We start from the raw sequence: 20,659 nt of genomic DNA on the forward strand, positions 1-20,659 counted from the left end.
ACGGGCGACGGTCATCATCTCACCGCCTCCAGGGCGCGATGAGCTTGTCGAGCATGGCCTCTTCCTCGGCGGTCAAATCATCGAGAGGCAGCCGTACCCTGCCGGCTTCGAAACCCTGAAGCCTGACGCCGGCCTTGATGGCAGCGACAGCATAGCCCTTGCGGCGGTTGCGGATGGCCATGAAGGGATAGAAGAAGTCCTTCAGGATCGTCTCGCAGCGCGCACGTTCGCCGGCGCGAAGCGCCTTATAGAACTCGACGGCAAGTGCTGGCACGAAATTGAAGACGGCCGAGGAATAAGTGGTGAAGCCAGCCCCGAGATAGGCCTCGGCGAAAAGTTCGGCTGTCGGCATGCCACCAAGATAGGTCAGCCGGTCGCCCATAGTCGCGGTGATCTGACGTACTCCGCCAATGTCGCCGGTGCCGTCCTTGAAACCCACCAGGTTCGGGCATTCGTCGCACAGGCGTTTCAGCGTATCGACCGAAAGCACCGAGTTGTCGCGGTTATAGACCATGACGCCGATATCGACCGATTGGCAGATGCGCTTGACGTGGGCGTAAAGCCCTTCCTGCGGCGCATCGATTAGATAATGCGGCAAAAGCAGGATGCCGTCGGCGCCTGCCTTCTCGACCGCCTGCGCCAGCTCGACACCGACATGTGCGCCGAAGCCGCAGCCGGACACGATCGCCGTCTTGCCGGCCGCCTCCTTGGCTGCCCTGACAATGGTCGGGATCTCGTTCGGCGACAGTGAGAAGAACTCGCCCGTACCCCCGGCTGCAAACAATACCGGCGCGTCATAGCCCGACAGCCACTCGATATGACGCTGATAGCTGTCGGAGCGGAATTTCTCCTCCGCATCAAAATGCGTAACAGGAAAGGACAACAAGCCTGCGCCCAGCGCGGCCTTGATTTCTTGCGGCGTCATCAGGAATTCCTCTTCTGCCTCCTCAGGCAGAAGTTGTCATATATGTATGACGCTTCCCTGTCAACGACTCATCATACAGGTTTGCGCTGTTCGCGCAGAAGCGCGCGATAGCGCTCCTGGCTGCCCCGCAGATGCCTGCGCATGGCCTCGCGGGCGCCCTCTTCGTCGCCATTCGATATCGCCACGACGATCTGACGATGCTCCTCGTCGATCAACAGGATATAGGCATCCTGATCGGACTCGAGCTCGCCTTCGCGCATGGCCGCGCGCGGAATGATCCGTGGCCCGATCATCGAAAGAAATTCCCGGAAACGCGAATTGTTCGTCGCCTCGGCGATGGCGAGATGGAGAGCGAAATCGGCTTCGCTCGTCGGAACGCCTGCATTGAGACAGTCGCGCAGCGCTTGATGCCGCTCGAAGATCGTCTCTTCCTGCGCCGGCGACCGCCGCAACGCGGCAAGCCCGGCGGCTTCGACCTCTACAGCGGTTCTAAGCTCCAAAAGCTCGATGACGGACGAAACCCGGGCCTGGTCGAGATTTCCGAAGGAGAGGACCGGCAACGCCGGCGATTCGAGCACAAAGACCCCTGCCCCCTGCTGCGCCTCGACCAATCGGTCGGCCCTCAGCGCTGCGATCGCCTCGCGCACGACCGTGCGGCTGACACCGTGGGTCTCCGTGAGCTGCGATTCGCTCGGCAACTTGCTTCCGGGCGGAAACTGTCCGCTGGCGATGGCTCGACGCAGCGTATTGCTGAGACGCGCAACCAGCGTCTGCGACCTGGCTTCAGTCTGGGACTTTGGCTGAACGGCCACGTCGATACCTCTCTTGCTGGGCGTAGGCGGTGAGAAAAGCACTGCGCGAAGTCGTATGTCAAGTTGGTGCCCATACTTGCAACCTGCCAAACTTGTAAACGGATATCGCTAACATGTATGATGAGTTTGATTTGGCAAGGCGCGCGCGTCGGCTATCCCTGGACCGTGCCTTGGAGGACACAGGGACAGGACATCGACAGGTTTCAAGCACTTTAAGCGCTGGTTGGGGGAAATCAGTGTCTGATTAGGCGCTCTGCGCTGCCGTCGGCGCGGACCTCCGCACCGATGCAAGCGCCGAATTACCTGCCTGCAAGTTAGGCGGAGCGTCTTTCCTCTCCGCCGTGAGCGGTCGAGGGTGCACCCGGCCAGCCAAGTTCCGGCGCGATCCGGGTAACGAAATCGTGGAGGATCTGGCGGTACTGTTCGTGCTCGAATTCGTAAGGCAGTTCCAGCCGCAACTCGCTGACCTCAGGCAGCAGCGGGTCGGCAAAGAGCCGTTCCAATATTTCGTCCGAGGTGCCGACGATATCGCGGGCAAACAGGGTGCGCTTCTCGCCTTGGGGTGACAGCGTCCGCCCGTCGCGGCCGGCGGCATAGTCCTGATACCGGCGGCGCGTGGCGGCATCGGCGTTGTCGAAAGGTACGATGACGCGCCCAAGCGCGACACGGCGCTTTGGCCCGGCGGCGGCACGATAGGTTTCGATCAATTGCGACTGGGCGACGAAGAAATCATCGGTTCCCTCGCCCGTAATCACATTGCCTGTCAAAAGGTTGAAGCCGTTGCGGCCGGCCCATTCGGCCGAGCGTTGCGACCCGCCGCCATACCAGATCCGGTCGATCAGCCCCTTGGCATAGGGCTGCAAGCGCGGCCGGATCGGACCAAAAGGTGTCTTGATGAAGGTCTGCTCGTCGCCGAGATGGGTACCACGCAGATTGTCGGCAAAGCGCAGGACACGATCGTGGGAAAAATCGTTGTTCGTCCAGTCGCCGTCGAAGACCAGCGGCGCGATCAGATCGGCATGCAGCGGACGTCCGGCGCTGACGCCGATATTCAGCCGGCCGCGCGACAAGACATCTACCGTCGCAAGATCCTCCGCCAACCGGTAGGGACTTTCATAGCCGATCGGAATAACCGCCGTTCCCAATTGAATCCGGCTGGTGCGCTGGGTTGCCGCCGCCAGGAAGGCGGTGCCCGACGAAATACCGGGCTCCAGATGTCGCTGGCGGACCCAGGCGCTGTCGAAGCCCAGCTCCTCTCCATATCGCAGTTGCTGGAGGGTCTGCTCCAACCCCGACAGTGGATCTTCGTCCGGATAGTTGCCGGGGGTGAGGAAACCGATATGGCTGATGGATATCTTGCGGCCGCTCATGTTTTGCTCCTGTCGATGCCGTCGGGCGATCAATATTTCGGCAGGCCGGGCGGATTGGTTTCCGACTTCGGCAAGGCTTCTTCCGCCAGATGCCAATGATCGAGAATCTTTCCGTAGGTGCCGGTAGCGATCAGGTCGTTGGCGGCAACGGTCAGTGCATTGGCCAAGCCGCTGCCCTTGCGCGTCGTCACCGCCACGTCCGAGCGATCCGGCCAGCCGGCGCTCAGCGTACCGACGCTTTTGATGTTCTTGTCGCGGGCGGCGATGTAGACGAGCTGCGCATGCGGTTGCACGATCACATCGGCGCGGCCAGACGCCAGGGCCAGCAGGCTTGCGGCATCGTCGTCGTAATATTGCAGCTCCAGCGGCTTCAGCCCGGCCGCCACGTTCTCCTTGCTCCATTCGAGCAGGATGCGCTCCTGATTGGTGCCGGCGCCGACGATGAACCTGAGACCGGCCGCATCCTTCGGCTCCTTGATCGAGCCGATCTTGCTGTCCGACTTGACATAGATGCCGTGCAGGCCCTGGCGATAGGTGGAGAAATCGAACTTCTCCTTGCGCTGCTCGGTAACGCCGACATTGGAGATGACGGCGTCGTATTTGCCCGAGGTAAGACCCAGCGGCCAATCGATCCATGCGACCGGCACCAGTTCCAGCTTCAGTCCGAGGCTATCGGCAATAGCATAGGCGATATCCGGATCGGCGCCGACCACGGTCTTGGCATCCGTCGCATAGGTGGCAAGCGGCGGCCCGCCGGGTGCGACGGCAACCGTGAACGTGCCTGGCGTGACGAACTTGAAATCCATAGGGATAGCGGCGACCGCGATCTCGTCCCGTCCGACGTGAATGCGGCCCGGTTGCTCGGGGCTCAAGTCGAAGGTTAGATCATCGGCACGGGCCGCGCCGAAGGACGCCAGCGCCGTCATCATCAAGGCGAATGAACATGCCCGGATGGCCGGTATACCTGTCATGGGAGCCTTCTCCATATCCTATCTTCATGAATGGCCGGCTTCGCGCGAGCGAGCCGGCCGTCTTGCGTTCGAGAGACGATTACGAGCCGCTTTTCGGCAGGCCGGGCGGATTGGTCTGCGACTTCTCGACCGCCTCGGAGCTAAGGCTCCAGCGCTTCAGCACCTCGCCATATTTGCCGTCCTTGATCAGGTCGTTGAGCGCGATGGTGACCGCATCTGCGAGACCGGCACCCTTGCGCGTCGTCACCGCGATCTCCGCCGACACCGGCCAGCCCCCACTAACGGTCCCGACCAGTTTGGTCGCGCCCTTGATGGATGCGCTATAGGCGAGCGTGGCGTTCGGGTTGAACTCGACATCGGCGCGGCCAGACTGGATCGCCAGATCGGCTGCGGCACGGTCATCGTAGTATTGCACCTCGATCGGCTTCAGCCCGGCGGCGACATTCTCCCGATCCCATTCCAGGATGATCTTTTCCTGGTTGGTGCCGGCGCCGGTGATGACCTTGAGGCCGGCAACGTCCTTCGGGTCCTTGATCGCGGTGATCTTGCTATCGGATTTGACGTAGAAGCCGAGCACATCTCTGCGATAGGTGGAGAAATCGAACTTCTCCTTGCGTTCCTCGGTGACCGTCACATTGCTGATGACGGCATCATACTTGCCGGAGGAGACGCCGAGCGGCCAATCCTCCCAGGCAACCGGCACGAGGTCGAGCTCAAGACCGAGCGAATCTGCGAGCAACTGTGCGATCTCTGGATCGGTGCCGACCACCGTCTTGGCATCCGTGGCATAGGTCGAAACCGGCGGATCCCAGGGGTTGATTGCCACGGTGAACTTGCCGGGGTTGACGAATTTGAAACTGGACGCGATGGCCTTGATCGCCGCATCGTCCTTCTCCGCGCGGACGCGGTTTGACGTATCCGGGCTCAGATTGAATTTTTCCGCCGCATGTGCAGAGCCGAGGCCGATGGCGGCTACGGCGACAATGCCTGCCACCAGAGATTTCGTTGTCTTGAAGATAGTCATGTAGCTTACCTCTTTTTCTCTCTATGGTTGTATTTGCGTTTACTTTCTTCCTCTCGCGAAGGGGCCGGGTTTTCGCTAGAGAACTTTTGCCAGGAACTCGCGGGTGCGTGGATGTTCCGCTTCGTTGAAGATGCGGGCCGGCGGGCCGGCCTCGAGAATGTGGCCGCTTTCCATGAAGACCACCGTATCGGCCACCTCGCGGGCAAAGCCGATCTCATGGGTGACGATGACGAGCGTCGTGCCGGTGCGGGCGAGCTCCTTGATAACGTCGAGCACCTCGCCGACCAGTTCCGGATCGAGTGCGGACGTCGGCTCGTCGAAAAGCAGCACCTTGGGGCGGAGAGCGAGCGCGCGGGCGATCGCGACGCGCTGCTGCTGGCCGCCGGAAAGCTGGCGCGGATAGGCGTTGATCTTGTCGCTGAGGCCGACGCGAGCAAGCAGTTCCTGCGCCAATTGCACGGCATCCTCGCGGCTAATGCCCCGCACCTGGATCGGCGCCTCGATGAGATTTTCGAGCACGGTCAGATGCGGAAAGAGATTGAAGCTCTGAAACACCATGCCGATATCGGCGCGGCTCCTCAGAATATCCTTCTCCTTGAGTTCGTAGAGCGTGTCGCCCTTCTGGCTGTAGCCGATCAGATTGCCGTCGATGGAGATGAAGCCGCTATCGACGCGCTCCAGATGGTTGATGGCACGCAGGAGCGTCGACTTGCCGGAGCCGGACGGGCCAAGGATAGCGGTCACACTGCCGGGCGAAAGGCTGAGTTCGATATTGTCGAGCACCTTCAGCGCACCGAAGCTTTTCGAAATGCCGTGAATGCGCACTGCCCCTCCGGCCGCCCGGAAGCTTGCCACGTCGATGACGCCGGGCCGCAGCGCGGCATCCGTCGAGACGTCCAAAGCTGGCAGCGGACGGCGGAACCGTTCGAAGAAGGCTTGGAAGGGAAGCGGCGTCGGGTTGCGCACCGCGCCTTTCGAGAAATAGCGCTCGATATAGTGCTGCGCGATCGACAGCACCGTCATGATGACCAGATACCAGACGGTCGCGACCATCAGCAGCGGGATGACTTCGAGGTTGCGGCGATAGATGACCTGCACCGTATAGAAGAGTTCCGGCAGGGCGAGCACATAGACCACGGAAGTGCTCTTTGCCAATCCGATGATCTCGTTGAAGCCGGTCGGCAGGATGGAGCGCATGGCCTGCGGCAGGATGATACGGAAGGCTTGCCGGCGGCGCGACAAGCCCAGAGCCGAGGCCGCCTCAAGTTGTCCCTGATCGACGGAAAGGATGCCACCGCGCACGATCTCCGCGAAGAAGGCCGACTGGTTGAGCGTCAAACCCAGGAAGGCGGCAGCAAAAGGCGTCAATAGCTGCACCGTCGGATAGTCGATAAAGACCGTATCGGTGAAGGGAATACCGATCTTGATCGTCTCGTAGAGATAACCGAGATTGTTCAGCACCAGCAGCAACACGATCATCGGGATCGATCTCAGCAGCCAGATATAGCCCCAGGAAAGGCCTGACAGTAGCGGCGACTTGGAAACGCGGGCAAGCGCCAGCGCCGTGCCGAGGATCGAGCCCGAAATCGCGGCAAGCACCGTCAGAAGCAACGTCCTGCCGAGACCGGCGAGAACGGGCTCGGCGAAGAACCATTGCGCGAAGACGCTCCAACCCCAGCGCGGATTGGTGAAGGTGGAATAGAGCACGGCGGCGATGACAAGGGCAGCGAAAATGGTTCCCGCCACACGGCCGGGATGGCGGGCCGGAACGATGCGATAGCGGGAATAATCCTGCTTTTGATCGGCGACCCTGTTGCCGGGAGCAATGCCCGCGAAATCTGTCGTCAGTGCCATGATGTTTCCCTTTTATGGATTATCGGTCCGTGACCGTTTTCACCTGTTGCCGCCGGCCACGCGCAGCTCCGGTTCGGCCAGATGGCTGACATCTTTTTCGAAGGGGAGGGTCCGGTGGATTTCGGGATCGACAGCCTGGTCGAACAGGGCGGTGTAGCCATAGTTGAGATAGAGGCCGACCGCCTCCGGCTGGCGGAAACCCGTGGTCAGGTAGATGCGGGAATAGCCCTGGCGGGCTGCCTGCTCTTCCAGCTCGATCAGGACCTTGCGCGCCAGCCCTTGCCGGCGCAGATCATGGCGGGTCCAGATGCGCTTGAATTCGGCAGTGCGCTCGTCATAGCGCTTGAACGCACCGCCGCCGATGGTTTCGCCATCGCGGATCAAAAGCACGAAATTGCCATCGGGCGGCGCGAAGGCTTCCGGCGGATAGCGGTTGAGCTCCGCCGCCGCACCCTCGGCGCTGAAATAGGTGCCGTAGCGGCTGTCATATTCATGGATCAGCTCATCGATCAGCGGCTTTGCGCGTGGGTCGAGAGGGGTCGTGTAGAGAAAGCTGTCACTCATCTCATCAGCCGTCCTGTTGTCGTCATCATGAAAGGAAGGTCTCGACCAGCCGCACCCAGTAGCGGGCGGCGGGCGCGATGATCGCGTCGTTGAAATCGTATTGGGCGCTGTGGAGAGGGGCGGTGTCGCCGTTGCCAACGAAGAGATAGCTGCCGGGCTGCGCCTGCAGCATGAAGGCAAAATCCTCGCTTGCCGTGCGCGGCCGGAAATTCTGCACGATCCGCCCCTCGCCGAAGGCCTCCAGCGCCACTGCGCGGGCGAAGGCCGTTTCTTCGCGATGATTGACCAACGCCGGAAAGCCGAGGCGATACTTCACATCCGCCTGCGCACCGAAACTTTCAGCCTGGGCGCGGGCAAGTGCGGGAATACGCTCCTGCAGTTGCTGGCGCACCGCCTCGCTGAAGGCACGCATGGTCAGCTTCAGCTCCACGCTTTCCGGGATCACGTTCGAGGCCGAGCCGCCATGGATCGAGCCGACGGTGACGACCGCCATATCCTGGGGATCGATATTGCGCGCCACGACACTCTGCAAAGCCGTGATGAAGGCGGCAGATGCCAATACCGGATCGACCGCCTTTTGCGGTTCAGCCCCATGACCACCTTTGCCGACGATACGGATCACGGCCTGATCGACCGAGGCCATGGCCGCATCGGCGACGAAACCGAACTGACCCGATGGTACGCCCGGCCAATTGTGCAGGCCGAAAACGGCGTCGACTGGAAATCGTTCGAAAAGCCCGTCGGAAATCATCTTGCGGGCGCCGGCACCGATCTCTTCGGCCGGCTGGAAGATCAACGTCAGCACACCGGAAAAATCTTTGGATTCAGAGAGGTAACGCGCCGCGGCGAGCAGGATCGACATGTGCCCGTCATGGCCACAGGCATGCATGACGCCTGGATTGTCGCTGGCATAGGGAAGATCCGTGGCCTCTTCGATCGGCAGGGCGTCCATGTCGGCCCGAATGCCGATGCGCCTGCCGCCGTCGCCGCCCCGAAGGGTTGCGACGACGCCAGTGCCCCCAACACCGGTCGTCACCTCGTAGCCCCAGGAAGAAAGCAGGGAGGCGACGATCTTGCTGGTCCGCCGCTCCTGGAAAGCAAGCTCCGGATAGCGATGCAGATCATGACGGAGAGCGATGATCTCGTCGATAAAGGAGGCTATCCCCTTCTCGATATCATCAGTCGGTCGATGATGCTGGGTGATGACGTTCATGGCAGCGTCGACCATGCCTCAGGCACGGATCGCCCTTCCTTGTTCGACTTCGTCCTTGGCCTGCGCATAGCGGCTCTCGCGATAGGGCAGCCCCAGATGATCACGCAGCGTCGAGCCCTTCAGCACGGGGTCGAAATAGCCGCGCGCGGTCAGGATCGGCAGGACGTATCGGGCGAAGTCGTCGAAGCCTTCGGCGATCACCGGGAAGCCGAGAATGAAGCCATCGGCGGCCCCCTGGTCCACCCAGCGGATGATCTCGCCGGCGATATGGTCCGCCGTGCCGATGAAAGCGGTGCGAGGCGTTGCGGAATCGAGCGCGACTTCGCGCAGCGTCAGCCCCTTCTCGCGCGCCGTCTTCTTGATGCGGTCCGTGGTCGCGCGGAAATTGTTGCGCCCGATATCGCCGAGATCGGGGAAAGGCTCGTCCAGGGGATAGACGCTGAAATCATGATGATCGAAGAAGCGACCGAGATAGAGCAGCGCCTCTTCGATGGTAACGAGATTGCGGATTGCCTGATATTTCGCTTCCGCCTCTTCCTTCGTCGCGCCGACGATCGGGCCGATGCCGGGATAGATGCCGACCGCCGCAGCCGACCGCCCGTGTGCGATCACGCTGTCCTTGAGCTGGCGATAGAAGGCCTGCGCCTCCTCGATCGGCCCGCCATTGGTGAAGACGGCGTCGGCATGCCTACCGGCGAGCCGGATGCCCGAGTCCGAGGCGCCCGCCTGGAAGACGACCGGCTGGCCCTGCTTGGAACGGCCGATATTCAAAGGTCCTTCGACGCGGAAGAAGCGACCCTTATGGTTCAGCCGCCGCAGCTTGGTCTTGTCCGCAAAGACGCCGGTTTCGCGATTGCGGATGAAGGCGTCGTCATCCCAGGAATCCCACAGGCCCTTGATGACGTCCAGATATTCGTCGGCGATCTCGTAGCGCAGCTCGTGTTCGGGATGCTCGCGACTGTAGTTGCGACCTGAGCCTTCTAGCGGCGAGGTCACCGCATTCCACCCTGCCCTACCGCCGCTGATCAGATCAAGCGAGCCGAATTGCCGCGCGATGGTAAAGGGATCGCTATAGGAGGTCGAAACCGTCCCGACGAGGCCGATCTTCGAGGTGGAAGCGGCAAGCGCCGAGAGGATCGAGATCGGCTCGAAGCGGTTGAGGAAATGCGGGATCGACTGCTCGTTGATGTAGAGACCGTCGGCGACGAAAGCGAAGGCGATGCCGGCCTCTTCCGCCTTGCGTGCCGTATCGACAAAGAAGCCGAAATTGACGCTGGCATCGGCCGGACCGCTCGGATGTTTCCAGGCGTTCATGTGGCCGCCGGGACCCTGTAGCATGATGCCGAACGTGACGTGTTTCTGAGCCATGGGTGCAATCCTCTTCAGTATTATCAAGCGACGAGGGAGAGCCGCTCCTTGGCGAGCAGCTCGATGGAGGAAAGGCGCTCGGCAGCCGTCAGCGCCGGTGTGTCGAGAATGAATTCCTTGACGCCGTAGCGGCGATGCAGTTCGTCCAGCTCATTGCGGATCTGCGCTGCCGTGCCGTGCAGCACGCTCGGCACCTTCTCCTCGGTCCGGTAATCAGTGACGCCAGCCTGGCGGGCGAATTCGGCCGCTTGTTCCTCACTGCCGACATTGATCGTCTGACCATTGGGAAGGAAGATCTTGACGATGCGGAGATCGCCGACACGTGCGCGCGCCTGCTCCTCGCTCTCGGCGGCAAAGGCCGCCAGGGCCAAGATCGGGCTCTTGCCGCCGCTCGCCGCCTCATAGGCTTCGAAGGTCTTGCGAAGATTTTCGGGATCGCCATTCAGATGGCCGGCAAAGACCAGCTCCCAGCCCTTCTCGGCTGCCAGCTTGGCGCTGTCGACGGAGGCACCGAGCAAATAGCGTTCGGGAGCGACCGCAGGAAGCGGCGTGGCAACGGCGGTATCCGCCGAGGATTCGCCTGAGAGATAAGCGTTGATGTCGGCAAGTTGATCGGCAAAGCTCGGCTTGCGCTCGGGATCGACCGCTGCCTGCAGCGCCCGCGTCGATAGCGGAAAGCCGCCCGGCGCTTTTCCGACGCCGAGGTCGACCCGGCCAGGCCCTAGCGAGGAAAGCAGATTAAAGGTCTCCGCCACCTTGTAGGCGCTATAATGCTGCAGCATCACGCCGCCGGAGCCGATGCGGATCTTCGATGTCTTGGCGAGCAAATAGCCAATCAGCGCCTCCGGCGCGGAGCTCGCCAAGTTCGCCATATTATGGTGCTCGGCCACCCAGAAACGATGATAGCCAAGCTCCTCGGCTCGAACCGCCAGTCTGGCGGTCGACCGTAACGCATCCGTGGCATTTTTACCGGCGTCGATAGGGCTTTTGTCGAGAAGGCTTAAAAGATAGGACATATGGATCATCCGATTATCGTGCCGGCGTTTTGGCGCGGCCCTATAATCTATAAAATACGTAGATTAAATGTATTATAAGAAACGGCTTTCTCTTCGCGCGGCAAAGTGGGGAAATAAGTTGCAAAGCATGCGCGCCTTGGATGGGGCGGTAACAAATGTCACCTGACCCGGGGTTAGGCGACAACTTGTGCCGTAAAAAATGTCACAGGCGCAAAATGGCCGCGCGAACGGAACGTACTGTCACATGATTGGAAGAGGTTGACCGTGTTTACCGATTCAAAAGGTCAGAGGTTCGAAATCTGCCGCGTTCAGCATGCTTTCAATGAAAACCTGACAGCCCAGATGAGCATTTGTTGATGCCACCGCGTTGATCTGCGTCCACAAGGGGCGCTTTGTTTTCAAATTCGCGCTAGCTAGTTTCCGTCCACAAACATACGTATTTCGGCGCGTTTACAAGGGCTTGTGCTTGGAGGAGAGAGTAGTTTAGGGCGACCGACAGGATCATGGGCGCTTGTTGTTGGACAGTATACAGTTGGCGGCGCTGAGGCGTACGCCATGAAGGCCGGCATTGGTAGCGACGGCGTAATTCCAAAAGCTAGTCGGAGTTCAGGTCGGTTTGAGGCGGGTGAAGAGGACGAGGTTGTAAGCCACAACGGAGGACCAGACGTAGGTCTTGAAGTGGTCAAGGCCCCGCCAGGTGCAGCGTGCCAAGCCGTAGGCACGCTTGAGGCATGATATTCCGGCTTCGATACCGGCGCGGAAGTTGCGCAGCTTGCGATAGACCCAATTGCTTCTGACCATGTCCTCGACCTTGAGGCCAGCTTTTTTGTGGAATGCCATGTCGCGAACGCCCCAGGTCTTGGCTGTGGCCAGGTTGCCGCGACTGGCAAAGCCGCCGTCGGCCGCCGCCTGCCGCGGCGCGTGTCCATAGACGGCGATGTGGCGCTCCAGCATTGGCAGCAGCCGCTCGCTGTCGGGCGGATTACCCGCCTCGATCACGAGATCGAGGATCATGCCGCTTCTGCCGGTGGTCAGGTTGAGCTTGTGGCCGTATTCGGTCTCGCGGCTACCTTTGACGATGATATCGGCATGGGGTTCGAACAGGCTTACCAGCTTCTCGCCCGCCGGCAGCTTCTCTCCCGCCAGTACTCGCCGCTCGCTCTGTTTGATGATGCGTTCGATCAGCGGTCGATAGCGGCAAACCTGGGCCTGCCAGAGTTGGACGAGCGGATTGCTCGCCACGCCCAGTCGCTCGGTTGCCTGCTTCAGATATGCCAAGGTCGCGCGGGCGATCGCGATCAGCTCACGGTAGAGCCGGGCCCGATTGGGCTGACCGCGTGTGAACTGGATTTTGCGGGCACGCTTCTTGGCCGCGCGGCAATGATCGCGCCATGCCAGGCCGGCGCCGACCAAGGTATCTGCCTTCTTCAGCAGGCGCACCATGACCCGCACGGCATCCCACAGCAGGCTGCTGTCGCTCGGTTCGTGTATGAGTGCTGAGGTCACTGTACTGTCCAGCCGCACGACCGTGCCGTCCTCCAGCTTCGCCTGCCGAGCGCTCGACAGCAGCGCCCGATTGATCGCTTCCCAGGTCTCGGGTCGGATCGCGCTGATCGTCTTTTGCAGCACTGACTTTTGCGGGCTCCATGACCACGGCAGACGCGCAAAGGCCCGAAACGATGCGGAGTCCTCGAGATGGAACGCCAGTTCCTGGTAGCTCAGCTGCCGGTATTGCTTGAGCAATGCGCAACGCAGCACTGCCTCGGCCGGCAGCCCTTGCCGTCCGGTGGGCTTGACACCGTGCCGACCCAGATCCCGACCTACCAAGCCAAACAGATCGTGATGCTCGTCCAGCCACTGCGACATCGCCTTCAGTTCGTGGCCGATCTCGTGCGTAGCGAAAACATCGAATATACTGGCTTGGACGGTGCGTTCTTGGCGCATTGTCGGCTCCGGCGGTTGCAGATTGTGCTTCGGAATCAGTGGCATGAGCCCAAAGTATACCTGAAACCGCCGGGCCTTACCCGCGCAAAATTCAGATTCACGTAATAATATCAATAAGTTGTCGTTTGTGGACGGAAACTAGCTAGTTTCCGTCCACAAACATACGTATTTCGGCGCGTTTACAAGGGCTTGTGCTTGGAGGAGAGAGTAGTTTAGGGCGACCGACAGGATCATGGGCGCTTGTTGTTGGACAGTATACAGTTGGCGGCGCTGAGGCGTACGCCATGAAGGCCGGCATTGGTAGCGACGGCGTAATTCCAAAAGCTAGTCGGAGTTCAGGTCGGTTTGAGGCGGGTGAAGAGGACGAGGTTGTAAGCCACAACGGAGGACCAGACGTAGGTCTTGAAGTGGTCAAGGCCCCGCCAGGTGCAGCGTGCCAAGCCGTAGGCACGCTTGAGGCATGATATTCCGGCTTCGATACCGGCGCGGAAGTTGCGCAGCTTGCGATAGACCCAATTGCTTCTGACCATGTCCTCGACCTTGAGGCCAGCTTTTTTGTGGAATGCCATGTCGCGAACGCCCCAGGTCTTGGCTGTGGCCAGGTTGCCGCGACTGGCAAAGCCGCCGTCGGCCGCCGCCTGCCGCGGCGCGTGTCCATAGACGGCGATGTGGCGCTCCAGCATTGGCAGCAGCCGCTCGCTGTCGGGCGGATTACCCGCCTCGATCACGAGATCGAGGATCATGCCGCTTCTGCCGGTGGTCAGGTTGAGCTTGTGGCCGTATTCGGTCTCGCGGCTACCTTTGACGATGATATCGGCATGGGGTTCGAACAGGCTTACCAGCTTCTCGCCCGCCGGCAGCTTCTCTCCCGCCAGTACTCGCCGCTCGCTCTGTTTGATGATGCGTTCGATCAGCGGTCGATAGCGGCAAACCTGGGCCTGCCAGAGTTGGACGAGCGGATTGCTCGCCACGCCCAGTCGCTCGGTTGCCTGCTTCAGATATGCCAAGGTCGCGCGGGCGATCGCGATCAGCTCACGGTAGAGCCGGGCCCGATTGGGCTGACCGCGTGTGAACTGGATTTTGCGGGCACGCTTCTTGGCCGCGCGGCAATGATCGCGCCATGCCAGGCCGGCGCCGACCAAGGTATCTGCCTTCTTCAGCAGGCGCACCATGACCCGCACGGCATCCCACAGCAGGCTGCTGTCGCTCGGTTCGTGTATGAGTGCTGAGGTCACTGTACTGTCCAGCCGCACGACCGTGCCGTCCTCCAGCTTCGCCTGCCGAGCGCTCGACAGCAGCGCCCGATTGATCGCTTCCCAGGTCTCGGGTCGGATCGCGCTGATCGTCTTTTGCAGCACTGACTTTTGCGGGCTCCATGACCACGGCAGACGCGCAAAGGCCCGAAACGATGCGGAGTCCTCGAGATGGAACGCCAGTTCCTGGTAGCTCAGCTGCCGGTATTGCTTGAGCAATGCGCAACGCAGCACTGCCTCGGCCGGCAGCCCTTGCCGTCCGGTGGGCTTGACACCGTGCCGACCCAGATCCCGACCCACCAAGCCAAACAGATCGTGATGCTCGTCCAGCCACTGCGACATCGCCTTCAGTTCGTGGCCGATCTCGTGCGTAGCGAAAACATCGAATATACTGGCTTGGACGGTGCGTTCTTGGCGCATTGTCGGCTCCGGCGGTTGCAGATTGTGCTTCGGAATCAGTGGCATGAGCCCAAAGTATACCTGAAACCGCCGGGCCTTACCCGCGCAAAATTCAGATTCACGTAATAATATCAATAAGTTGTCGTTTGTGGACGGAAACTAGCTATGCGTCCACACCGAAAACCCTGGATTTGCGGCACTTTGTGGCGCGGCGCGGCGACCTTTGTGTGGCGCGCAAAATCGGATGGCAAAGCGCGCAATATCAGATGGCAACAGAAACCGGTTTTTAGATGCTGTGGCCGGTGGCGAAATTTGCCACCGGAATTCCGATATTCTCGATTTTTGCGCTTTGGCCCCAAAGCTTCTATGTATCGTTTCACAGTGGTATCTTATGGAGCGCACGATTGAGGGCCAAATCTATGGACGAGCTGCGGTCAATTGCTGAAGAAGTCTCCCGGCTTGCTCGACCTGGTATCCGGCCAGCGCAATTGTGCGAAGCCGTTCGCAAGCGTCATCCGTGGGCTTCTGAACACGATATCGCCCGCGCGACGTTTTATGCCGTCATACTGGCAGCCGAGGAACCAACTGAGTGGCTGTTGGAGCTTCACGGCCTTGCAGTGGAGTTACGAAACTGCAATGTCCAAGAGGCGGCCAATGATCGTTAGATTTAGCACAAATCGGAAAGCTGACACATTCAGTTTTGCAGTGCCAAAGCTATCGCCGATTCGCGCCAAAGGTCGCGCCACAATCGACCGGATTAATGTTGGTTCCAGGGATATGGAATGATTGTCGGCCGATCGTGCCCTGCAAGGCGAAACAAGTCTTGAAAGATGAGCTTCAGCGCCTCGTGGATCGCTGCGAGTTCGGTCGATGCGAGGAGAACTTCGCGCTCTCGCTCGGGGTCGTAAATAGGGCCGAATTTGGTGTCGGGAAAATCATCGTGACGCAGGGAATACCCTTCTGCGCCAACCAAGCCCGCAATTACCCTGTAAGGCGGCCTAATGTTCAATGTGTCTTGCAGGAAGCGAACATATTGCTTTAGGGCGTGGTGCAGTGCTGTCTCCTGAGCCATTACAGGAATGAACTTCTCGTCCTCGTGCCTAAGGAACCAAGGTGTATAGCCCCATATTTCGCCAGATCTGAACACCTGGGTGAGCCCCGTGATAACGCTGTCGCCTTGGGGCATGGTGAGCACTATCGGACCAAATTTGTTTGCGGTGGCAATAGCTGGTGCACTCCTCACGCCAAACGCTCGAAGGTCAGCGCTACGGATTTTTTGAAGAATCTCCGATGTGGAATATTCATGATCCTGAGCGTACACGGGGATAACCCGCAGAAAGAGACCACGCCCAGTGGCAGCAAATCCTGCAAAGAGGTCAGGGCCATTCGGATTTTGCGCTATCGGCTCAGCCATCCCAAAATAAATTGCCTTTGTGAAGGTAGGATCAGCCGCTTGAAATAGAGGGCGTTCGGGTGTCGCAACCGGCTTCTTGAGATATGGCCTCAGGCTCTCGTAGAAGCGTTGCGCCAACTTCTTTTGCTCTGTTTTGATCGTAGAAGCATCAGCGTCCGGAGGGAGGTCGTACATGATCGGGCCAACTTTATGCGTCAGATCGAACGGAAGCGAATGTCGATCGCCATAATGTACATTGAGCACCATCAACACGTCTTCGCTTTTCAGTGCGCGCAGTGCATAGCCGAGTTCGACGGCAACGTTGGGATTCATTATTCCCTTTTCCGATCTTTTGTCCTCTTTCGTTGGTGTCCTTTCAATGGTTACGACTGGAGTGACATCGGCGACAACCACATCGGAACTCTCGATTTTGCCGAAAATCAGTGCCGCCAAATCGGGACTGCCAGGCACGTTTTTTCGATCATGATCAAGCTCGACCTCGCGCTCCAAGGGCTCCTCTATGTTTTTGGGTGTGTTGAGGCGCGCAACAGCGTCTTCCAGTGCCTGCCGGACAAAGTGCCGTCCGGTCTTTCCAGGAGTGTCGGACTGCCAAGACCAAAAAACTTTCATCGAGCACCTTAGTAATGGCGGCATAGGATGCCGTCTTGAAGTTTGTACCTCAATGCTAAATTTCAGCATCAGCGAGCGTTGGCGGCACGATCCCGGTAAGATCACCACGTATATCAATATCGTAGGCACTCGATAGCGCTGCCACGCGCATCCCCACAAAAGCTCTGAATTCGCCTAGAGCAGTAAAGAACGCTGCCGGATGAGTGCCGTGACGTAGTCGGCCATGACGCTGTTCTCTTTCGAAATAGGGATCACGCTGCCTTTCCATGATGTCGTCGAATGTCGGATATGGCTCATCGAGAAATCGGCGGCAGGCTGCACCGATTGCCCGAATATGTTCGGCAGCAGGTGCCTTGTCGTTGACAGCTCCGACCGCTTTCACGCACTCCTCTCGGATTGTGTGAATAGATGCTACGACATGGTCCTCGACCTCCGCCGACATCGGATTGAATAAGGCCCGTCGATCCTCCAGAAAGGCGAGGAACTTGCGAACTGCGTCCCGATCGGAAGACGGCGGGCTCCACGAAACCCAGAATATCGGCGTTGAAAACCCAGTTAGCCGCATCAGCATGTCCTTGGCGCGGATCAGCATGTCCAGATACCTTTCATGGTCGACGCGTGTCTCTTCGTTAGCGTATTGTAACTTCAAGTAGAATCACGCGGACAGAAACAGATGGCAATAGTCGGCATCGGGATTTCACTGGTTTCGTTGGTGGTATCCCTCATCACGCTGTGGATTACGCAGCTGCAGCGCGGTCAGATTGCGATGACAACGCCGACCATCATCTTTTTCGGCTTTGATCAGGTCCCCAAGACGACGCCGAAAGTTTTCTTGCGCACACTGCTTTACAGTACATCGGCGCGCGGGCAGATCGTAGAAGGCATGCATGCTAAGCTCCGTTTTGATGGGATGGAACGTATGTTCAGTTTCTGGGGCTACGGCGAGACGGACAAACTTACCCCCGGCAGCGGGGTCTACGTGAGCAAGACAGGGATGGCGGCCAATCACCATTTCGTCATGTCGGTGTTAGAGGACGATTTTGAATTCAAGCCAGGCGACTACACAATCACCATTCATGCACATCTGGCACATCGGCCGGATGCTACCGAGATTGGTCGCTTTCAGCTGGCTCTAAACGGTGACCTCGCTGCCGTCCTTCACGATCAGGAGGGCGTTTTGTTCGAACGACAGATCGATGGGCAATATCAGGGTCATGCACGACAAATATAGGGATTCTTGAATTTAACCGGCTGCCTGGGTGGTCTTACTCGTAGGCAGCCATTGATTTTATCCGCAGTGTCGCAGTCAGGTGATGCTCGGAATCCAGCTCGATGGCGAGGTCAGCAGCCATATGGTATTATCGTGCAGTAGCGTTGAGGAGGCCATGCGGCTCTTCACCTCGCTGCTTGAGGCTCAGGGCATCCTTTTAAGCATCCGAGTACAATCTCACTAGATTGGCACGGTGCCCGTTGGCTAGCGGTCAAAGAATGGAAATATGCAAAAGAAAACTTTAGTTTTCCTGTCCAGAATCCCGAGTTTTAGATTATCAAAATGCCAAGAGAATTTCGGGTTTCGGGGGCGAAATATTTGCGTATCCCCCCTAAAAATGGGCTGTCCGTTATAAAGGCTATCAACAAATTCTGCGTCGTCCAGCAGTGGGTCAAGCCTCTCAATTTCCTTCTCGCACTGAAGACCAAACATGGTGACGACCATACTGTGACCGGACGACATCACGGGATTCATCATATAGAAGCTATCGGGAGCCATATCCTTTTCAACGTAGCTACGGCTTATCGAAAAAAATCTTTGCTGTTCAGGCGAGCCCTGAACGAAGGCCCCATGGTCGGAAATGGCAACGATTCTGAACTCGGCCTCCAATACTTCAGCAAAGATGAGCCGATTGCTGCGCTCTACGCGATTTCCAGGCCCTGCTGCCCCTACATGAAAATGGTGAAGACCGTTTCGGATAAGTATCGAATCTAGGTCTTTGCCTTTGTCAGACGGATTTGCTCCCGGAAGAATAACCCCTTTATTTTCAACGAGATTGGATAGGTATGGCGTAAGGTCCTCACCACGCTCAACTCCTTCTAAAAGAGGTTGAAGCTCTGGCAATAGGTCTTGAAGTTGCGCTTGTGTCACGCCGCCCGCCCATAGCGTGACCGTTCGAGGCTTAGCTGTCACCAACCGCATACGCCACGTTACGAACCGAAAGATTAGCTCCCTTGTCGGCATAGATTGCAGCAATGCCAAAGATACCCTGTTACGCGGTGCTCTTGGAATTTGCGCAATCATCGATGCACGAAACGTTGCCACTCGGGGCGAATAGCTTACCGCCTCAGCATCCAACGCGCCTGACATTGGCAGTTTTCTCCCTCGTCACACCTCATTGCCTTCCACCACCGGAACATAAGCGGAACGCAAAGGAGTGACAAGCTGATGATTTGGTTTGCCCCGCTAGGCCCCAGCAACTCCCCTCAATTGCCTGACCAGCACCGGATCACCCAAGCGACCACCCGTCTAACCGACTTAAAGGCGACCATGTAAGAGCCCCAGTGACAGAGACGACAAATGTGGTTGATGAGGGAAAGGGTTCCAATGAAAACGGACTCTTGCTTTCCGAGTTTTCAGAGATTTTCACCTCTCGCCATCCAAGATCACCAAAAGCCCGCTCGCCACGGAGGCCGAAGGCCAAGCCAAGAGATGCCACCGACGACAACTCGCCCTGACGACAGAGTGTCTGCTTGCGGCATATCAGATCCAACACCGGCTTATCTGACCCCGCTGGAATGAAGGCCAACGCGGTTCGGCAGACTAAAGGTTTACACTTTCGGATATCGCGCATGATATCAAAACAGCAGACACCTCCGGAACCGCTTCTTTATCGGGAGGACTGTACCAACCCATGCCCGACGCCAGTCAGTTCTTCCGAGTTGCCTTCCGGATACTGTAGCGGCTCCATCGCCGCATACCATCGATCTTCTCTTGGGCTGTAAATTCCAGGGAGCGGATAGCACGCATTCACGGCGCAGAAATCTGCGATATTGTGGGTTGCGATAGGCAGCCTGTAAGCCAGAGCAAAAGCTGCGATGTGCAAGTCGAGGCCCAATCGCGGTCGCTTTTTTCGGGGATTTGCGATGCAGAGATTCTGAAGCCGTTTGTCGCTGACCAGCGTCCCCAACACCTCTGCAACTTCCCTCCCCAGTGGCAAGATGGGCAACTCGGCGGAGAAGAGTTGCTGATACCACGCGGATAGCGCAACCGCCTTTGAGGGGTTGGTAGCACATAGCTCCATTATACCTTGCTGAATTTCGATCAGCACAACAGCCGGAATGAAGAATTCGTTCGCCGCCAGGAAGTCCCTTACTCCTGGGTCAGGCTCTTGGAACCGGGTCTCAGAAATCACGCAGGTATCGACTAGAAAGCTTCGCCTCATCGATCGCCTCCATTAGTAGGCGATGAAAAACTGCGAGCCGATCATTAATATTTCCTTAATTGTCGAGATCGTTTTACCGCAAAGCTCCTCAAGGGCCTTCGAACATCAGAGTTGTAAGTTGACTCCCTGGATCCACGCACTAACGTCAACTCACAGAGGCTTGGAAGACATCTTGACCCGCCGGATCGCTAAGGAATTCCTTGTAATTGACAAGGAGGACGCAGTTCTGCGCTCCTTCATCGAGCGGCTGCGCGCATCGAAAAAGCTTGTTGTTCAATTAGATAAAGAAGAATTCCTCATCGAATTACAGCCTCTTCAAGTTTCAGATGAAGCACGGAAACTTTTGAGCCGTGGTGGTCCGATCCAAGACCGGGACGACTGAACGAACCCAGCGCCGCAGCTTGCTTCTTCAGTCAGACAGTCGAGGGTATCGTTTCGACGCCTGCCCCGTCCAATCGAGGGCGCTAGGGAAAATGAGGCGAGATCCTA

At 58.6% G+C, this 20,659-nt stretch carries 19 protein-coding genes; 3 read left to right on the top strand and 16 right to left on the bottom strand.

What is annotated here, in order from left to right; translation table 11 throughout:
- Positions 1-19: 19 nt before the first annotated feature.
- The 12 genes from kdgD to QA648_RS27310 all read right to left on the bottom strand — a co-directional run bounded on the left by kdgD (position 20) and on the right by QA648_RS27310 (position 14,734).
- The gene (kdgD, locus tag QA648_RS27255) at positions 20-925 is read right to left on the bottom strand and encodes a 5-dehydro-4-deoxyglucarate dehydratase (protein WP_283051870.1); all 906 of its coding nucleotides are present in this window, start codon (positions 923-925) and stop codon (positions 20-22) included.
- Positions 926-996: 71 nt separating this feature from the next.
- The gene (locus QA648_RS27260; RefSeq protein WP_283051871.1) at positions 997-1,737 is read right to left on the bottom strand and encodes a FadR/GntR family transcriptional regulator; all 741 of its coding nucleotides are present in this window, start codon (positions 1,735-1,737) and stop codon (positions 997-999) included.
- A 314-nt stretch (positions 1,738-2,051) separates the two neighbouring features.
- Positions 2,052-3,107 (bottom strand): LLM class flavin-dependent oxidoreductase, encoded by a 1,056-nt coding sequence (locus QA648_RS27265; protein ID WP_283051872.1) that lies wholly within the window; start codon positions 3,105-3,107, stop codon positions 2,052-2,054.
- 29 nt (positions 3,108-3,136) lie between these two features.
- A complete protein-coding gene (locus tag QA648_RS27270) occupies positions 3,137-4,078 on the bottom strand; it encodes an ABC transporter substrate-binding protein (protein ID WP_283051873.1) in 942 nt (313 codons plus the stop codon).
- Positions 4,079-4,157: 79 nt separating this feature from the next.
- A complete protein-coding gene (locus QA648_RS27275; RefSeq protein WP_260304276.1) occupies positions 4,158-5,102 on the bottom strand; it encodes an ABC transporter substrate-binding protein in 945 nt (314 codons plus the stop codon).
- Positions 5,103-5,177: 75 nt separating this feature from the next.
- A complete protein-coding gene (locus QA648_RS27280) occupies positions 5,178-6,956 on the bottom strand; it encodes an amino acid ABC transporter permease/ATP-binding protein (protein ID WP_283051874.1) in 1,779 nt (592 codons plus the stop codon).
- Between the two features lie 39 nt (positions 6,957-6,995).
- Complete coding sequence (locus tag QA648_RS27285; protein ID WP_283051876.1) at positions 6,996-7,520, bottom strand: GNAT family N-acetyltransferase; 525 nt, start codon at positions 7,518-7,520, stop codon at positions 6,996-6,998.
- Positions 7,521-7,545: 25 nt separating this feature from the next.
- Positions 7,546-8,733 carry a M20 aminoacylase family protein gene (locus QA648_RS27290; RefSeq protein WP_283054283.1) on the bottom strand — a complete coding sequence of 396 codons (1,188 nt, stop codon included), beginning with the start codon at positions 8,731-8,733 and terminating at the stop codon, positions 7,546-7,548.
- 18 nt (positions 8,734-8,751) lie between these two features.
- The gene (locus QA648_RS27295; protein WP_283051877.1) at positions 8,752-10,101 is read right to left on the bottom strand and encodes an LLM class flavin-dependent oxidoreductase; all 1,350 of its coding nucleotides are present in this window, start codon (positions 10,099-10,101) and stop codon (positions 8,752-8,754) included.
- Positions 10,102-10,124: 23 nt separating this feature from the next.
- Positions 10,125-11,117: an MsnO8 family LLM class oxidoreductase gene (locus tag QA648_RS27300; RefSeq protein ID WP_260304279.1), complete on the bottom strand. Its 993-nt coding sequence runs from the start codon at positions 11,115-11,117 to the stop codon at positions 10,125-10,127.
- 606 nt (positions 11,118-11,723) lie between these two features.
- Positions 11,724-13,061, bottom strand: a complete 1,338-nt coding sequence (locus tag QA648_RS27305) for an ISNCY family transposase (RefSeq protein ID WP_283046984.1) — start codon at positions 13,059-13,061, stop codon at positions 11,724-11,726.
- A 335-nt stretch (positions 13,062-13,396) separates the two neighbouring features.
- Positions 13,397-14,734 carry an ISNCY family transposase gene (locus tag QA648_RS27310; RefSeq protein ID WP_283046984.1) on the bottom strand — a complete coding sequence of 446 codons (1,338 nt, stop codon included), beginning with the start codon at positions 14,732-14,734 and terminating at the stop codon, positions 13,397-13,399.
- 269 nt (positions 14,735-15,003) lie between these two features.
- Here QA648_RS27310 and QA648_RS27315 point away from each other — a divergent pair, with 269 nt between their 5' ends.
- On the top strand, positions 15,004-15,378 hold the full coding sequence (locus QA648_RS27315) for a hypothetical protein (protein ID WP_283051878.1): 375 nt from the start codon (positions 15,004-15,006) through the stop codon (positions 15,376-15,378).
- Positions 15,379-15,470: 92 nt separating this feature from the next.
- Here QA648_RS27315 and QA648_RS27320 read toward each other — a convergent pair whose 3' ends face one another.
- Complete coding sequence (locus tag QA648_RS27320) at positions 15,471-16,736, bottom strand: hypothetical protein (protein ID WP_283051880.1); 1,266 nt, start codon at positions 16,734-16,736, stop codon at positions 15,471-15,473.
- 55 nt (positions 16,737-16,791) lie between these two features.
- Positions 16,792-17,328: a DUF6650 family protein gene (locus QA648_RS27325; protein ID WP_283051882.1), complete on the bottom strand. Its 537-nt coding sequence runs from the start codon at positions 17,326-17,328 to the stop codon at positions 16,792-16,794.
- 81 nt (positions 17,329-17,409) lie between these two features.
- Here QA648_RS27325 and QA648_RS27330 point away from each other — a divergent pair, with 81 nt between their 5' ends.
- Positions 17,410-17,967 (top strand): hypothetical protein, encoded by a 558-nt coding sequence (locus QA648_RS27330; RefSeq protein WP_283051884.1) that lies wholly within the window; start codon positions 17,410-17,412, stop codon positions 17,965-17,967.
- 243 nt (positions 17,968-18,210) lie between these two features.
- On the opposite strand, the gene QA648_RS27335 is transcribed toward QA648_RS27330, so the two are convergent.
- A complete protein-coding gene (locus QA648_RS27335) occupies positions 18,211-19,095 on the bottom strand; it encodes a hypothetical protein (RefSeq protein ID WP_283051885.1) in 885 nt (294 codons plus the stop codon).
- A gap of 520 nt (positions 19,096-19,615) precedes the next feature.
- Positions 19,616-20,170 carry a PIN domain-containing protein gene (locus tag QA648_RS27340; RefSeq protein WP_283051887.1) on the bottom strand — a complete coding sequence of 185 codons (555 nt, stop codon included), beginning with the start codon at positions 20,168-20,170 and terminating at the stop codon, positions 19,616-19,618.
- A gap of 172 nt (positions 20,171-20,342) precedes the next feature.
- Between QA648_RS27340 and QA648_RS27345 the strand changes: the two genes are divergently transcribed.
- The gene (locus QA648_RS27345; RefSeq protein WP_283051889.1) at positions 20,343-20,552 is read left to right on the top strand and encodes a hypothetical protein; all 210 of its coding nucleotides are present in this window, start codon (positions 20,343-20,345) and stop codon (positions 20,550-20,552) included.
- Positions 20,553-20,659: the final 107 nt, after the last annotated feature.

The sequence above is a fragment of the Rhizobium sp. CB3171 genome, assembly GCF_029714265.1.
Taxonomy (GTDB): domain Bacteria; phylum Pseudomonadota; class Alphaproteobacteria; order Rhizobiales; family Rhizobiaceae; genus Rhizobium.

Coding starts and splice junctions, on each gene's coding strand:
- QA648_RS27285 (WP_283051876.1), bottom strand. CDS start 7,520: ATGAGTGACAGCTTTCTCTACACGACCCCTCTCGACCCACGCGCAAAG.
- QA648_RS27330 (WP_283051884.1), top strand. CDS start 17,410: ATGGCAATAGTCGGCATCGGGATTTCACTGGTTTCGTTGGTGGTATCC.
- QA648_RS27265 (WP_283051872.1), bottom strand. CDS start 3,107: ATGAGCGGCCGCAAGATATCCATCAGCCATATCGGTTTCCTCACCCCC.
- QA648_RS27295 (WP_283051877.1), bottom strand. CDS start 10,101: ATGGCTCAGAAACACGTCACGTTCGGCATCATGCTACAGGGTCCCGGC.
- QA648_RS27275 (WP_260304276.1), bottom strand. CDS start 5,102: ATGACTATCTTCAAGACAACGAAATCTCTGGTGGCAGGCATTGTCGCC.
- QA648_RS27300 (WP_260304279.1), bottom strand. CDS start 11,117: ATGTCCTATCTTTTAAGCCTTCTCGACAAAAGCCCTATCGACGCCGGT.
- QA648_RS27270 (WP_283051873.1), bottom strand. CDS start 4,078: ATGACAGGTATACCGGCCATCCGGGCATGTTCATTCGCCTTGATGATG.
- QA648_RS27305 (WP_283046984.1), bottom strand. CDS start 13,061: ATGCGCCAAGAACGCACCGTCCAAGCCAGTATATTCGATGTTTTCGCT.
- QA648_RS27335 (WP_283051885.1), bottom strand. CDS start 19,095: ATGTCAGGCGCGTTGGATGCTGAGGCGGTAAGCTATTCGCCCCGAGTG.
- QA648_RS27340 (WP_283051887.1), bottom strand. CDS start 20,170: ATGAGGCGAAGCTTTCTAGTCGATACCTGCGTGATTTCTGAGACCCGG.
- QA648_RS27290 (WP_283054283.1), bottom strand. CDS start 8,733: ATGAACGTCATCACCCAGCATCATCGACCGACTGATGATATCGAGAAG.
- QA648_RS27320 (WP_283051880.1), bottom strand. CDS start 16,736: ATGAAAGTTTTTTGGTCTTGGCAGTCCGACACTCCTGGAAAGACCGGA.
- QA648_RS27315 (WP_283051878.1), top strand. CDS start 15,004: ATGCTGTGGCCGGTGGCGAAATTTGCCACCGGAATTCCGATATTCTCG.
- QA648_RS27280 (WP_283051874.1), bottom strand. CDS start 6,956: ATGGCACTGACGACAGATTTCGCGGGCATTGCTCCCGGCAACAGGGTC.
- kdgD (WP_283051870.1), bottom strand. CDS start 925: ATGACGCCGCAAGAAATCAAGGCCGCGCTGGGCGCAGGCTTGTTGTCC.
- QA648_RS27310 (WP_283046984.1), bottom strand. CDS start 14,734: ATGCGCCAAGAACGCACCGTCCAAGCCAGTATATTCGATGTTTTCGCT.
- QA648_RS27325 (WP_283051882.1), bottom strand. CDS start 17,328: ATGCTGATCCGCGCCAAGGACATGCTGATGCGGCTAACTGGGTTTTCA.